Genomic DNA, 14,362 nt, shown 5'->3' on the forward strand with positions numbered 1-14,362 from the left:
CGCGGTTCACCGGGCGGTCGGACCGCGGCGCGAATATTCGACCAGCCCCGCACGCTCGTCGAGAGGATCGGACATGGCCGTGAGGACCCTGCGCCGGACGGTGTCGGCCGCCGGCGCGATCGCGCTGCTCACCGGGCTGGCGGCGACGCAGGCCGGCGCCGAGGGCGAGGACGACCCACGGATCGAGCAGTACAGGCAGGCGCTCGCCGAGCTCCGGCCGCTGACCGACCCGCCCGCCTGCGACCAGCTGCCCGACCCGGACCGTTGGTCCGACGCAGGCACGCCGGACCAGGGCTCGCCCGACGCCGTCATCTCCGCGCACCGCGGCGCGCTGACGCTGGCGCCGGAGAACACGCTGGACTCCTACGCGTACGCCTTCGCCTACGGCGTGGACCTGGTCGAGGTCGACGTCCAGCAGACGAAGGACGGCCGGTTCGTGGCGCTGCACGACTCCACCGTCGACCGCACCACCGACGGGACCGGCAACATCGCGGACCTCACGTTCGACGAGGTCCGCGCGCTGAACGCGGCCGACTACGCGCCGTGGAAGGGCAGCGCCTACGATCCGGCGCAGGTGGCCTCGCTCGAGGAGGTCCTCCAGCTCGCGCAGCGCGCCGGCAAGGGTCTGGAGCTGGACATCAAGGGGTCGGTCACCGAGGAGGGCGAGCTGGCCGAGCTGGTCGGCGAGTACGGGCTGGTCGAGGAGTCGATCTTCAACTCCGGCGACCCGCGCATCTTCGTCGCCGAGCCGGCGGCCCGGCTGATCTACAACCGCGACCGGTGGGAGCCGAACTTCCTCATCTACGAGATCGCCGGGATCTTCAAGGTGTTCGGCTCACGACTGGACGAGTACACGCCGGAGTCGATCGCGGCGGCGCACGACGCCTGCGCGATCGTCATGCCGCACGCCTACGACGCCGGCCCGGAGCAGGAGGTCGCGCAGTTCCTGCAGGCCCGGGCCATGGGCGCGGACGGCGTGCAGACGAACCAGCCCGAGCTCGTCGTGGCCGCCGCGGGGGAGACCGTCGCCTCCGCGATCGAGGTCGGCCGCGGCGAGCACGGCCGCATCGATGAGGTCTGCCTGGTCAACGCCGACAACGGGTTCGGCTTCCCGGGCAAGCCGCTGCGGTTCGAGCGCGGGACGAAGTCGGCCGAGGTCACCACGGGCCGCGGCGGCTGCGTCGCACCGCCGCCCGGTCACTGGCTGGGCGCCGAGGTGACGTTCGCCGGCGACGGCGCCGTCCACGCCTCCACCGCGCGCCTCGTCCCCTGAGCGGTGATCATCAACGGTTGGCGACGTCATGGTGTCTGTGCGTTCCGAGGACTTGTGCGACTGGGCGTTCGGGGACATGGGCGACATTTCCTGATCATGGTCCGATGCTGGGGGGATGGGACCTGTGGGGATGTGGGACGTCGTGGACGTTCGAGCGAACCTGGCCGATCTGGTGCTCCGGCGGGAGCTGACGTGTGCCGAGGCGGCGGCCTGCCTGGGGGTGTGTCGTCAGACGATGCAGCGGTATGTGTCGCGCTACCGGGACGCGGGCGTGGCCGGGCTGGTGCCGCACTCGCGGCGCCCGTTGTCCTCGCCGTCGATGCTGCCGCAGTGGGTCGAGGACGAGATCATCCGGGTGCGGAAGGAGCACCCGCGGTGGGGTGCGCGGAAGATCCGCTGGTTGTTGCGGGCCGAACCGGACCGGCTGGACGGGTGTTCTTTGCCGGCGGCCTCGACCATCCACCAGGTGCTCATCCGCCACGGTGAGGCGCTCGGCGCCCGGGTCGCCGCGCCGAGCGCGGGCCAGGTGTGGCGGCGGTTCCGGGCCCGGGCGCCGAACCTGCTGTGGCAGGTCGATGCCTGGGCCTATGCCCTCGACGGCGGCCCCCTGGCGTGGGTGCTGGACATCCTCGACGACCACTCCCGGTATCTGATCGCGTCCCGGGCGATGGAGACGGTGAGTACCGAGCTGGCCTGGCAGCTGCTGGTCGACACCGTCGCCGCGGTCGGGCTGCCGGCGCGGATCCTGACCGACAACGACATGGCCTTCACCGGCCGCACGAGGGACGCCACGGTGAAGTTCGAACGCCAGGCGCGCGCGGCCGGGATCGGGCTGAGCCACGGCCGGGCCTGGCACCCGCAGACCCAGGGCAAGGCCGAACGTTCCCACGGCACCGTCCAGGACTGGCTGGAAGACGAACCCGCCGCGGCCACCGTGGCGGCGCTGCAGGCCCTGCTGGACCGGCACCGCGACGAGTACAACCACGCCCGCCCGCACGACGAACTCGACGGGGACGTGCCCGCGCGCGTCTACCGGCGCGGCACCCCGGTGCTGCTGCCCCGTGTCGAACTCGACCCCGCCGAGGCGTTCCCCGCCGACGCCGTGCTGCGCCACACCGACCACGGCGGCGCGTTCAGCTACCGCAACCGGTCCTACCAGCTGAGCAGCCGCTTCGCCGGCGTCCAGGTCGGGCTGATCCACCACGGCGCCCGCCTGCACGTCTACTACGGCGCCGCCGAGATCACCACCTTCATCGTCCCCGGCGGCGCCCCGTCACCGCCCCGAGCGCCGCGGCGAGAAGGCGTCAAGGTGCAGCGCCCGCAGCGCAGCGAGGACGAACGACCTTGACACCGCCGAGCCAAGGCGCACACTGCAAAGACGGGAAGCCAACCAACCGAACTGTCGCCCATGTCCCCGAACGCTTTGTCACCGATGTCTCCGGAACGCACAGACGTCATGGTGTCGCCAACCGTTGATGATCATGGGAGTGGTCAGAGGCGGTAGGCCGCGGCGTCGTTGGCGTCGCCGTTCTCCAGCGAGACCAGCAGCCAGGCGCCGTCGGACGTACCCGACAGAGGCACCGTCACGGTGTGCCGGCCGGCCGCGAGGTCCCGGTCGAGCCGGCCCAGCACCGCCGCGCCGTCCCAGACGAAGATCCGCGCCGTGCCGGCCCGCCGCACCCGCAGCCGCGCCGCGACCCCTCCGGCCGCCGCCGACGCGGACAGCACCTCGACCGACCCGTCGCCGAGCGACCGCCAGCCGCCCAGCGGCACGTTGTCGCCGGCCGACTGCAGGATGCTCTGCGGGGAGTCGACGCTCTTCGCGGCGGTGTCGGGCAGGACCGGCTCCTTCGGCGCGGACGGCTTCGCCGCCAGCTCCGGCAGCGTGACGACGGCCCAGCGGTACGGGTCGGCGCGCACGCCCTGCCAGGTCGACCAGCCGATGCGGGTCTGGCTGCTCTTGTCCTGCGTGTCGGAGTCGTTGATCAGGATGTTGAAGCCGACGTGCTGCGGGTCCAGCGTGTCGGGCAGCACGTCGAACGGGATCTTCGCCACCACCGTGTAGCCGGTGTAGGGGTCACCGACGCGCGACGCGACCTGCATGCCCGGTGCCGTCTCCGGTCCCGGGCCCTGCCGATTGTCGCGGTCGCGGTGGAAGCTCGGCGGGTTGCCGTTCGCGGGGTCGTCGGTGACCGGGAAGATGCCCGCGATGAACACCGTCGACGTGTTGGCCGACGTGCCTCGCGGGTCGATGTTGATCTCGACCGAGTCGGTGCGCCGCTGGCGCTTGGTGTCCTCCGGCGGCAGCACGAAGCCCAGCAGGTCGTCGGTGATGTTCACGTAGACGTAGAAGGCGTCGTCGGTGTAGGTGATCTTGGCGTGGCCGGAGATGTCCGACGCCGGCGCCTGCTCACCCTCCCAGCGGGTCGAGATGTCGATGACCTCGCCGGGGAACTCGCTCTCGTCGACGTCGCCGGCGACCCGCGGCGGCGTCGCCGCCTTCACCAGCTCCAGCGACGGGACCAGCAGGAACGCGGCGTCCTGGGTGGCGGAGCCGCCGTCGTAGGTGGTGACGACCTCGACCGGGTAGCGGCCGTCGTCGGGCGCCCGGTTCGACGTCGGCAGCGACGGGTCGGTGTTGGTGACGGTGAACGTGACGGCGTCCGTCGCGCCCGGCGCCAGGTCGCGGTACTCCCGCGACGCCGGTGACACGCCGAAGCCCGCCGGCACCGACAGCGTGACGGTGCCCGACTGCGGGACGTCGCCGGTGTTGGCGAGGTCGACGCGGATGTCGCGGCTGCGCCCGCTGCCGATCGCGAGGAGCGGCAGGATCAGGCTATCGAGGTGCTCGACGCGGTTGGCCGCGGTCCACTCGCGGAACTGCGCGATCTCCGGCAGCGGCTCCAGCGTCCCGCGCACCGGCGCGCCGATCTCGACGACCTCGCCGACCGTGCCGGTGCCGTGACGCGGCGTGCTCAGCGTGCCGCGCAGGCTGAACCGCTCGCCCGCGACGGCGTCGGCCGGGACGGTGACGGTGAACGTCGCGGTCGCCGCGCGGCCCGGCGCCAGCGTGCCGAGCCGGCCGTCACCGCTCACCGTCCAGCCGGCCGGGGCCTCGACCGTCACGGTCGCGTTCGGCACCGGCTGACGCGCGGCGGCGCGAGCGTGCGCCACCACCTCGACGGTCGAGCCGGGCAGCACGTGGAACCCGGGCGTCTCCAGGTAGAACTCCGTGCCCAGCGGCAGCCCGCCGGGCGCCTGCAGGGCCGCGCCCTGGATGGCGGCGAGCCCGCCGGACGTCGGCGCCGGGTACGGCGTGCGGGTGTCGATCAGCGTGAACCACTGGCTGGAGATGCGGGCCGGGTCCGACGGCGGGAACGCGCGGGTGCCCCAGCCCTGGGTGATGTACTCGCGCGCCGCCCACGTCTTGACGACGCTCCACCGCTCGCCGCCGTGCCGCTCCGACACGGTGCCGTCCCAGGTGCCGAAGACCACGTCCGTCGCGACGCTCGGGGTGTAGCCGATGGTGGGGCCGTCCGGGCCGAGCGGGCCGCTGCCGACGGCGCCGCTCTGCAGGATCCGGCCGACCCGCCACGGCTGGAAGCCCTCGTCGGCGTGTTCGGGGAACCGCTCGGGGTCCGCGGCGGCGTAGTAGGCCTCGACGGCCAGCTTGGCCGCCTGCTGGTGGTTGCCGTGGTTGCCGTCGGTGGCCGACGGGTTCATGGTGACGATGACGCTCGGCCGGGTCGCGCGGATGACCCGGACGATGCGGCCGAGGGTGCTGTCGTGGCCCCAGATCTGCTCGCTCAGCGGAGCGCTGGCGGTGTAGTAGAAGTCCAGACCGTCGAGGTTGTAGATGTGCTCGATGCCGGCGTAGGCCACGGCGCGGCGCTCCTCGGCCTCGCGCAGCAGGCCCAGCGGCGGGCCCTCCTCCAGGCCGACGGCGTTGCCGCCGCCCTCGCCGCGGGTGATCGTGATGACGCCGGCGCGGACGCCGTGGTACTCGTTCCACTGACCCAGCGCGCCCAGCGTGCCGGCCTCGTCGTCGGGATGGGCACCGATGTAGAGGATGTCCAGCTTCACGGCGCCGCCGGGCGCGGCGAGCGCCCGCTCGGCGGGGGTCAGCAGCCGCAGTCCCGCGGCGGCGCCGACGGCCGCCGCGGTGACGGCGCCGGTCCCACGCAGGAAACTACGGCGGTTCAGGTTCACGTCCATCAAAGCCCTCTCTACGACGCGCGACGACAGCGCGATCCCCAAGAGGTCATGCACCAACGACGGCGACGGCAGGCCGACGGTCTCCCCGAGCCGTGCGTCCGATGCGGACGTCGGTGGAGAGCGGTCGTGCTCTGTGCATGACCCGACTTCTCAGCAGGAGCAGTGCAGGTGCGGACGCCGGCCGAGCGTCCCAGAAGGCCTTCGGCAACCTCGTGTGTGTCGTCGGGCCGGGCATGGCCGCGGATACGGTCACCCGGCTCGGCGCCATGCACCGACGACATCGAGGAGGCCTCCGGGCCCCTCTCGTCGCCGGTCTGCCCGGCCTTCCTAGGTGGCGACCATAGGGACGTCTCCGGGCCGTTGGCAAGAGTTCGCGAGCTTTTTCCTTCGGGGAACGAAAAATAACGGGCCGAGATCCACCGTGTCCGAACCGTGTCTTGACCGCCGTACTTCCTTCGCCGTAGAAAATAACCGTGAAGGCGCAATCCGAGGTCCCCGCGAGCCCCGTGCGACGGGAGCGTTCCCGGGAGATCAAGCGGTCCGCGGTGATCTCCGCGGCCCGTCAGGCCCGGCTGCTGTCGCGATCACAACTCACCGAACTGACCGGGCTGAGTCCTGCGACCCTCACACCGCTCGTCCGCGAGCTGATCGCCGAAGGCTATCTGATCGAACGCGGCGCCGACTCGTCGCGGGCCGGCCGCCCCCGGGAGAGGCTGGAGTTCAACCCGCGGGCCGAACTGGTCGCCGCGGTGGCGCTGCAGCCTCACCAGGCCCGGTGCGAGATCGCCGACAGCGACGGCACCGTCATCGCCCACGACGACGTGCCGCTCGGCCCGGACATCGTCGCCACCATCTGCGACGTGGTGCCGCGGCTGGCCGGAGCGGGCCGGCCGGAGCTGCGCGGCGTCGCGGTCGCGGTACCCGGCGTCACCGCCGACGGCGAGGTCCGGCTGGCGCCGTCGGTCGGCGTCGTCGAGACCCGGTCGATCGGCGAGGGCATCCGCGAACGCCTCGGGGTGTCCGTCGTCGTCGACAACGACGTCAACCTCATGGTGGCCGGCGAGCACGCCGCCGGCGCCGGTAGCGACGTCCGCGACCTGATGCTGCTGCACGTCACCGACGGCGTGGGCGCCGGGCTCATGCTCGACGGCCGGGTCCGGCGGGGCGCCTCGAGCGCGGCCGGCGAGGTCGGCTTCATGACGCTGGACCGGGACGCGCACACCCGCGACGGCGTCGGCGCCTTCGAGGCGCGGTGGTCCGAGAGCGCCGTCGCCCGTCACCTCGACGACGCCGGCATCGACCGGGACGGCGCCAGCCCGGTCACCGCTCTCGTCACGGCCGCCGCCGGCGACGGGCCCGCCGCGCAGGCTGCCCGCGCCTACCTCGACGAGGTGCTGGTGGCGTGGTCGCGGCTGATCATCTCCTGCGCGTGTGTCGTCGACCCCGGACGGGTGCTGCTCAGCGGGGCGGCCGCCGAGCTCGACGACGCCGCGCTGGCCCGGCTGCAGGACCTGGTCGACGCCGACGTCCCGGCGCCGGTCGAGATCCGCCGGGGCGCGCTGGGCGAGCGCGCCGTCCTGCACGGCGCCATCAGCTCCGCGCTCACCGCGGCCGGACTCATGGCGGTGCCCGCCACCTGACTCACCGCGCGGCTCGGCTCAGCGCGCACCCCCCTGCTTCGCACGTCATCACCCACTCACTGGAGGTCACCCATGCGACGCCCCTTCATCGTGCTCGGCGCGACCGTCGCGCTCGGCATGGTCCTCACCGCCTGCGGCGGCGACGACAGCGACACCACGTCCGAGGACGGCGGCTCGGAGTCGCGCAGCCTCACCATCTACAGCGCCCGCGACTCCAACATCACCGACTTCGTGATCGAGCGGTTCGAGGAGGAGTACCCGGAGTACGCGGGCAACGTCGAGGTGCTGAACCTCGGCGCCCAGGAGGTGCTCGAACGGGTCCGGGCCGAGGCCTCCAACCCGCAGGCCGACGTCTGGTGGGGCGGCACCCAGCAGGGTCTGGACGCCGCGGCCGCGGAGGACCTGCTCGAGCCGATCGAGCCGGCGTTCGCCGCCGACATCGCCGACGAGCACAAGGACCCCGAGGGCCGCTGGTTCGGCGAGATCCTGCTGCCCGAGGTGATCATGTACAACAACGCGGCCCTCTCCGAGGACGAGGCCCCGCAGGACTGGGACGACCTGATCGACCCGAAGTGGAAGGACCAGATCATCATCCGCGACGTGGCCGCGTCGGGCACCATGCGTTCGATCTACGCCGCGATGATCCTCAAGGAGTCCCCGGACGGCCAGGACCCGCAGCCGGGCTACGAGTGGCTGAAGCAGCTGGACGCCAACACCGCCGAGTACGCGGCCAACCCGGCCGACCTCTACCTGAAGATGTCGCGTGAGCAGGGCATCCTCAGCGCCTGGAACCTGCAGGACATCCTCATCCAGGCCGAGCAGCAGAATATGCCCTTCGGCTACGTCATGCCCGCGTCCGGCGCGCCGGTGCTGGTGGACGGCGTCGCGGCGGTGGCCGGCGGCGACAGCGAGGCCGCCACGCAGTTCCTGGAGTTCCTGTTCGACGACGGCCTGCGCGCCGAGCTCGCCGCCGACTACTACCAGATCCCGACCGTCGAGATCTCCGAGCAGCCGGAGTGGCTGGCGAACCTCGACCTGCAGCCGATGGACGTCGACTGGGCCACGATCGGCCAGAACGAGACGGACTGGATCAACTACTGGAACGAGAACATCAAGAACAAGGGCTGATCCGGCCCGGCGGACCGGCGGGCGGGCCGTCACGGCGGGCTCGCCGGTCACGCTGACGCGAAAGGTGGAACATGGTCGAGGTCCGGCTCGATGCGGTGAGCAAGGTGTTCGCCCGCTCCGGCGATCCCGCGGTCGACAAGGTCGACCTGACCATCCGGGACGGGGAGTTCTTCACGCTGCTGGGGCCCAGCGGCTGCGGGAAGACGACGACGCTCCGGATGGTCGCGGGGTTCTACTTCCCCTCGTCGGGACGGATCTTCTTCGGGTCCGACGACGTCACCCGGCAGGCGCCGAACAAGCGCGACACCGGCATGGTCTTCCAGAACTACGCGCTGTTCCCGCATCTCAGCGTGGCGCAGAACGTCGGGTATGGGCTCAGGACCCGCAAGGTACGCGGCACGGAGGCCAAGCGGCGCATCGACGAGGCCCTGGAGCAGGTGCACCTGGCCGGGTACGGGTCGCGCCGCATCGACCAGCTGTCCGGCGGGCAGCAGCAGCGGGTGGCGCTGGCCCGGGCGCTGGTGATCCGGCCGCGCACGCTGCTGCTCGACGAGCCGCTGTCCAACCTCGACGCCAAGCTGCGCGAGGAGACCCGGCTGGAGATCCGCCGCATCCAGCGCGAGGCCAGCACCACCTCCATCTACGTCACCCACGACCAGGCCGAGGCGATGGCGATGTCCGACCGCATCGCCGTCATGAGCGGCGGCACGGTGCAGCAGGTCGGCGCGCCCGAGGAGATCTACCGGCGCCCGGCCAACAGGTTCGTCGCGACGTTCATCGGCCGCAGCAACGTGCTCTCGCTCCCGGTCGTCGGGGCCGGGCCGGAGCACGTCGACGTCGCGGGTCCCGACGGTGTCACCCTCCGGGCCGCAGCGCCGGAGGGGCACGGCCTGGGCGAGACCGCCACCGCCCTGGTGTCGGTGCGTCCCGAGCACGTCCGGCTCACCGGGCCCGACGCCGCCGGCGCCCTGCGCGCGACGGTCGTCGAGACCGAGTTCACCGGCATGTCGACCCACGTCTCGGTCGACCTCGCCGGCACCCCGCTGCACGTCGCCGCCGTTCAGCTGCCCGCCGGTCTGAGCAGCGGCGACACCGTCGGTGTCGTGCTGCCGCCGGAGCATCTGTGGGTGGTGCGGCCGTGAGCGTCCAGACCGAGCCGGACGCCGTCACCGCGGCCGAGACGCCCGCCGCCGCCTCGGCGCGGCGGCTGCGCAGCGGTGCCGTCACCGGGTCGCGGTGGTTCCCTTACATCCTGGTGCTGCCGCTGGCGCTGGTGCTCTGGGGCTACATCGTCCAGCCGATGCTGGCGACGTTCTCCGAGAGCGTCGCCGAGAACGCCGGCGACAACTACGCGGGCTTCTTCAGCGCCGGCGGCGTGGCCCGGCAGTCGCTGATCAACTCGATCCTCATCTCCGTCGCGAGCGTCGTGCTGTGCGGCGTGGTCGGGGTGGCGATGGCGTTCCTGCTGCGCCGCTTCCAGTTCCCCGGCCGCGGGCTGATCGAGGCGATCATCCTGGTGCCGGCCGCGCTGCCGCCGCTCATCGGCGCCATCTCGTTCCAGCTGCTCTACAGCGAGACCGGCATCCTGCCGCGGGCGCTTCAGCGGCTGTTCGGGACCGAGGAACCGGTGCTGGCGGTCAGCGGGATCGCCGGCGTCCTGGTGGTCCACACGTTCACGATGTACCCGTTCTTCTACCTGGCCGCGTCGGCCGCCCTGCGCGGGCTGGACCCGTCCATCGAGGAGGCGGCGTACAACCTCGGCGCCTCGCGGCTGCGGGTCTGGCGCACGGTGCTGCTGCCGATGCTGACCCCGGCCATGGTGTCCGGCGCGCTGCTGGTGTTCATGACGTCGCTGGCGTCGTACACCGCGCCGCTGCTGTTCGGCGTCGACCAGACCATGACCATGCAGATCTACATCAACCGCACCAACGGCGACATGCCACTGGCCTCCACCTACGCCTCGGTGCTGGGTGTGGTGTCGATCCTGTTCCTGCTGGCCATGCGGTGGTACGAGGGCCGGCGCAGCTACCGATCGCAGTCCAAGGGCATCGCCAGCCACCGGCGCGAGGTCACCAACCCCCTGGGCCGGTGGCTCGCCATGCTCGGGTCGCTGCTGGGCGTCGCCGTGCTGTTGGCGCCCGTCGCGACCATCGCACTGGTGGCGTTCTCGCGCGACGGCTCGTGGACCACGCAGGTGATCCCGTCGGAGTACACGACGGAGAACTTCCGCACGATCTTCAACGACCCCCGCGCCTTCGAACCGATCATGAACTCGGTGACGATCAGCGCGGTGGCGACCGCCGGCATCATCGTCGTCGGCGTCCTCATCGCCTACGCGGTGCGCCGGCTGCGCTTCGTCGGCCGCTCGCTGCTCGACATCGGCGTCATGCTCGCGTGGGCGCTGCCGGGCACCGTCGTGGCCATCAACCTCATCGCGGCGTTCAGCACCGGCAACGCGTTCAGCTTCGGGCAGGTGCTGGTGGCCACGTTCTGGATCATGCCGCTGGCCTACTTCGTCCGGTTCCTGCCGATGGTGTTCCGCTCGACGTCCGCCGCGCTCGCGCAGACCGACCCGGCGCTGGAGGAGGCGGCCCGCAACCTGGGCGCGTCGTGGCCGCGGGCGTTCCTGACGGTGACGGTGCGGCTGGTGCTGCCCGGCGTGGTGGCCGGCGCGCTGCTGGCGTTCGTGCACGGCGTGGGGGAGTTCGTCGCGTCGGTGCTGATCTACACCTCGCAGACCGAGCCCATCTCCGTCGCCATCAACAACAGCATGTACCGCTTCGAGATGGGCACGGCGGCCGCGTACGGCATGCTGCAGGTCGTGCTGATCTTCGTCGTCATGCTCGTCAGCGGCCGGCTCGAGAACGGCCGGTCGTCCCGCTCGGCCCGGGAGGCGACGCAGTGGGCGGGCTGATCGACGCGACCCGGGTCACCGGCGCCGCCTGGCCCGGGGTGGTGGCGGAGGCCGACTTCGCCGTGCTGCCGGTCGGGGCGTTCGAGTGGCACGGCCCGCACCTGCCGCTGGGCACCGACCTGCTGCTGGCCGAGGGGTTCGCCCGGGCGTGGGCGGAGACCTCCGGCGCGCCGCGCGGCGTGCTCTACCCGGCCGTCGCCTACACGGCCGTGCCGGGACAGACCCGGCCGTGGCCCGGCACCATCGGCGTCCGGCCCGAGGTCGCGCTCTCGTACCTGTGCGACGTCCTCGAGGGCATCGTGGCCGCCGGTTTCGTCCGCGTGCTGGTCGTCAACGGCCACGACGCCAACATGTCGATCGTCCGCGCCGCGATGGAGTGGGTGTCGGGACGGCGGCGATGCAGCCTGCTGCTGGCCAACTGGTTCCAGCTCATCACGCCGGAGGAGACCACCGAGCTGTTCGGTGCGCTGCCCTCGCGCGGCCACGGCGGCGCCTACGAGACCAGCGGCGTCCTCGGCTTCGCCCCCGACGCCGTCGACCTGGCCGCGGCCCGCGACCTGCCGCCGCGGCCGAAGCTGCCCACCCCGAGTCCGTATGTCCTCGTCGAGTCGCGGCCCACCCCGTGGGAGGGGTGGTCCGGGCACGTGTCGCTGGTCGCCGACGGTGCCGGCCCGCGCGTGCGCGAGCTGGGGGAGCGGCGGCTGCGCGAGCTGGTCGACGCCTGGCTCGCCGCGCCGCTGCCCGACGCGCCCGGGACCGATCCACACCCCGTCACAGGAGAGGCCGATGGCTGACCAGGCCCTGACCGTCTATCAGGAGAACCACCTGCGGGTGGCGTTCGAGCACCACGCGCCCATGCTGTACGGCCCCATGGTCGAGGCGAGCCGGGCCCACGTGGTCATGCTCGCCGAGCAGGGCCTGATCCCCGCCGAGCGGGCCGCGACGCTGCTGCGCGGGCTCGAGGCGATGCGCTCCGACGACCCCGCCGCGCTGACCTACGACGGGTCGGTCGAGGACGTCTACTTCACGATGGAGAAGCGGCTGGCCGCGGCCGCCGGCATCGGCACCGCCGAGCTCGACGTGCAGCTGGCCCGCAGCCGCAACGATCTCGACCAGGGGATCTTCCGGATGATCCTGCGCGGCCAGCTCGCGGCCGTGCTCGACGAGGTGCTGACGACCGCCGGCGTGCTGCTCGACGCCGCGGACCGCTACGCCGACGTCGTCGTCATCGGCTACACGCACCGCCGACCGGCCCAGCCCACCACCGTCGGCCACGTGCTGGCCGGCTACGCCGAGGCGCTGGCCGGCCACGCGCGTGCTTATACGGCACTGATCGACGAGGTCAACGTGTCGCCGCTGGGGTCGTGCGCCTTCGCCGGCACCGACCTCGACATCAGCCCGGCGCGGGTCGCCGAGCTGCTCGGCTTCGACGGGCTGATCGTGAACTCCTACGAGGCGGTGGCCGGCGCCGACTACCTCGTGCGGGTGGCCACGCTCAACGCGCAGGTGCTGGCCACCGGCGCCCGGTTCGTCCGGACGCTGATGGACTGGCTGAGCTGGCAGTGGCTGTCGACGCCGCCGGAGTTCACCCAGGGCAGCAGCATCATGCCGCAGAAGCGCAACCCCGTCGTGTTCGAGCACCTGGTGTCGATGGCCGGCGCCACCGCGGCCGACGCCGCCTCGGTGCTCAACAACGTCGGCGCCGCGTGGTGGGAGGACTCCAACAACGCGACGACGGACGTGCAGGCCCGGCTGTGGGAGAGCAACGACCGGGCGACGCGGTTCTTCCGCCTGCTCGGCGGGCTCCTGGCGCGGGTCGAGCCGCTCTCGCCGCCGGCGGCGGCCGAGATCGTGGCGACCGGCGCCACCACCACCGCCGCCACCGACACGCTGACCGCGTCGGGCGTGCCGTTCCGGGCCGCGCACTCCGTGGTCGGGCGGCTGCTGCGGGAGGGACCGCCGGACCAGTGGACGACGGCCACGGTGCTCGCGGTCGCCGCGGAGCTCGGCCTGTCCGGTGTCACCGAGGAGGCGGCCAAGGAGCTGATCGCCGCCGCCAACGACCCCGCCCGGGTGCTCCATCGCGCCCAGGCCGACGGTCCCGGCTCGGCGCAGGTGCGCCGTCAGGTCGCGCGGCTGCGCGAGAGCGTGGCGGCGTCGGCCGAGCACGTGAGCGGGTTCCGGTTGCGGCTCGACGCGGCGGCCGTGCGGCTCGACGACGTGGTGCGGGAGCGGATCGCCGCGTGAGCGTTCCCACCTCCGGACACCTGCTCGGCATCGACTTCGGCGGCACCAAGATGGCGCTGGCGCTCGCCGAACCCGACGGCACCATCGTCGCGCGCCACCGGCTCCCCACCAACGCCGGCGACGGCGCCGAACGCGCCTTGTCGCGGGCGCTGGACGCGGCCGAGAAGCTCGTCTCCGACTCCGGCCGGCCGGTGCTGGCCGCCGGCGTGGCGACGCCCGGCGTGGTGCGGCCCGACGGCATCGACCTCGCCCCGAACGTCCCCGGGTGGGGTGAGCTGCGGCTGGCCGACGCGCTGCGCGACCGGCTCGGCGACATCCCCGTGCCGGTGTGGAACGACGTCAACGCGGCGGCGCTGGCGGAGACGCGGCACGGCAGTCTGCGCACGGCCGATCCTGGGCTGGTGCTCGGCCTGGGCACGGGCGTCGCCGCCGCGGTCACCGTCGGGGGACAGGTCGTGCCCGGCTTCCACGGCGCGGCCGGCGAGATCGGCTACACGCTGGTCGGCTCCGGCCTGCTGCATCCCGACGAAGCGCACCTGGAGGCCGTCTTCGGCGGCCGCGTCCTCGACGACCTGGCCGCGGCGCACGGCCTGACCGGGGGCGCCCCGGCCCTGCTCGCGGACGCGGATCCGGAGCTGAGCGACCTGGCCGACCGGCGCATCGACTCCCTGACGCGGGCCGTCATCGCGATGTGCCTGCTGCTGGACCCGCAGCGCGTGGTGCTGTTCGGCGGCCTGACCGGCAGCGAGCGGATCGTGTCACGGGTGACGGAGCGGCTGCGCTCGCACCTGGTCTTCGCGCCCGATGTCGTGGTGTCGGCGTTCGCCGACGAGGCGCCGCTCGTCGGCGCGGTGACGCTGGCCGCCGACGCCGTGCCGCGCTGACAACGCCGGTCCCGTGGCGGCGTTGCCGCCCGTTCCCGCAGAGCGCCGATGATCATGGAGA

The 14,362-nt window shown here is 72.6% G+C and carries 10 protein-coding genes; 9 read left to right on the forward strand and 1 reads right to left on the reverse strand.

Translation table 11 applies throughout. The features are described from left to right. The first annotated feature begins 73 nt into the window (after window positions 1-73). On the forward strand, window positions 74-1,273 hold the full coding sequence (locus DY240_RS18725; RefSeq protein ID WP_119661360.1) for a glycerophosphodiester phosphodiesterase: 1,200 nt from the start codon (window positions 74-76) through the stop codon (window positions 1,271-1,273). Window positions 1,274-1,415: 142 nt separating this feature from the next. Further along, the gene (locus DY240_RS18730; protein ID WP_158602905.1) at window positions 1,416-2,621 is read left to right on the forward strand and encodes an integrase core domain-containing protein; all 1,206 of its coding nucleotides are present in this window, start codon (window positions 1,416-1,418) and stop codon (window positions 2,619-2,621) included. 143 nt (window positions 2,622-2,764) lie between these two features. Here the strand turns inward: DY240_RS18730 and DY240_RS18735 are convergent, their stop codons facing one another. Next, complete coding sequence (locus DY240_RS18735) at window positions 2,765-5,488, reverse strand: sugar-binding protein (RefSeq protein WP_119661362.1); 2,724 nt, start codon at window positions 5,486-5,488, stop codon at window positions 2,765-2,767. 473 nt (window positions 5,489-5,961) lie between these two features. Between DY240_RS18735 and DY240_RS18740 the strand changes: the two genes are divergently transcribed. From DY240_RS18740 to DY240_RS18770, 7 genes are all read left to right on the forward strand, one after another. Further along, entirely contained in the window at window positions 5,962-7,128 is a 1,167-nt protein-coding gene (locus tag DY240_RS18740; RefSeq protein ID WP_119661363.1) for an ROK family protein, read from the forward strand. Window positions 7,129-7,200: 72 nt separating this feature from the next. After that, window positions 7,201-8,256: an extracellular solute-binding protein gene (locus DY240_RS18745; protein WP_119661364.1), complete on the forward strand. Its 1,056-nt coding sequence runs from the start codon at window positions 7,201-7,203 to the stop codon at window positions 8,254-8,256. 71 nt (window positions 8,257-8,327) lie between these two features. Next, window positions 8,328-9,398, forward strand: coding sequence for an ABC transporter ATP-binding protein (locus tag DY240_RS18750; RefSeq protein WP_119661365.1), 1,071 nt, complete (start codon window positions 8,328-8,330; stop codon window positions 9,396-9,398). Beyond that, window positions 9,395-11,170: an ABC transporter permease gene (locus DY240_RS18755; protein ID WP_119661374.1), complete on the forward strand. Its 1,776-nt coding sequence runs from the start codon at window positions 9,395-9,397 to the stop codon at window positions 11,168-11,170. The genes DY240_RS18750 and DY240_RS18755 overlap by 4 nt, the downstream gene beginning before the upstream one ends. Beyond that, window positions 11,158-11,964 (forward strand): creatininase family protein, encoded by an 807-nt coding sequence (locus DY240_RS18760; RefSeq protein ID WP_119661366.1) that lies wholly within the window; start codon window positions 11,158-11,160, stop codon window positions 11,962-11,964. The genes DY240_RS18755 and DY240_RS18760 overlap by 13 nt, the downstream gene beginning before the upstream one ends. Beyond that, on the forward strand, window positions 11,957-13,417 hold the full coding sequence (locus DY240_RS18765; protein ID WP_119661367.1) for an argininosuccinate lyase: 1,461 nt from the start codon (window positions 11,957-11,959) through the stop codon (window positions 13,415-13,417). Before DY240_RS18760 ends, DY240_RS18765 begins: the two co-directional genes overlap by 8 nt. Next, window positions 13,414-14,301, forward strand: coding sequence for an ROK family protein (locus DY240_RS18770; protein WP_199701752.1), 888 nt, complete (start codon window positions 13,414-13,416; stop codon window positions 14,299-14,301). Before DY240_RS18765 ends, DY240_RS18770 begins: the two co-directional genes overlap by 4 nt. Window positions 14,302-14,362: the final 61 nt, after the last annotated feature.

It is taken from the genome of Jiangella rhizosphaerae (assembly GCF_003579925.1).
GTDB classification, from domain to species: Bacteria; Actinomycetota; Actinomycetes; order Jiangellales; family Jiangellaceae; genus Jiangella; species Jiangella rhizosphaerae.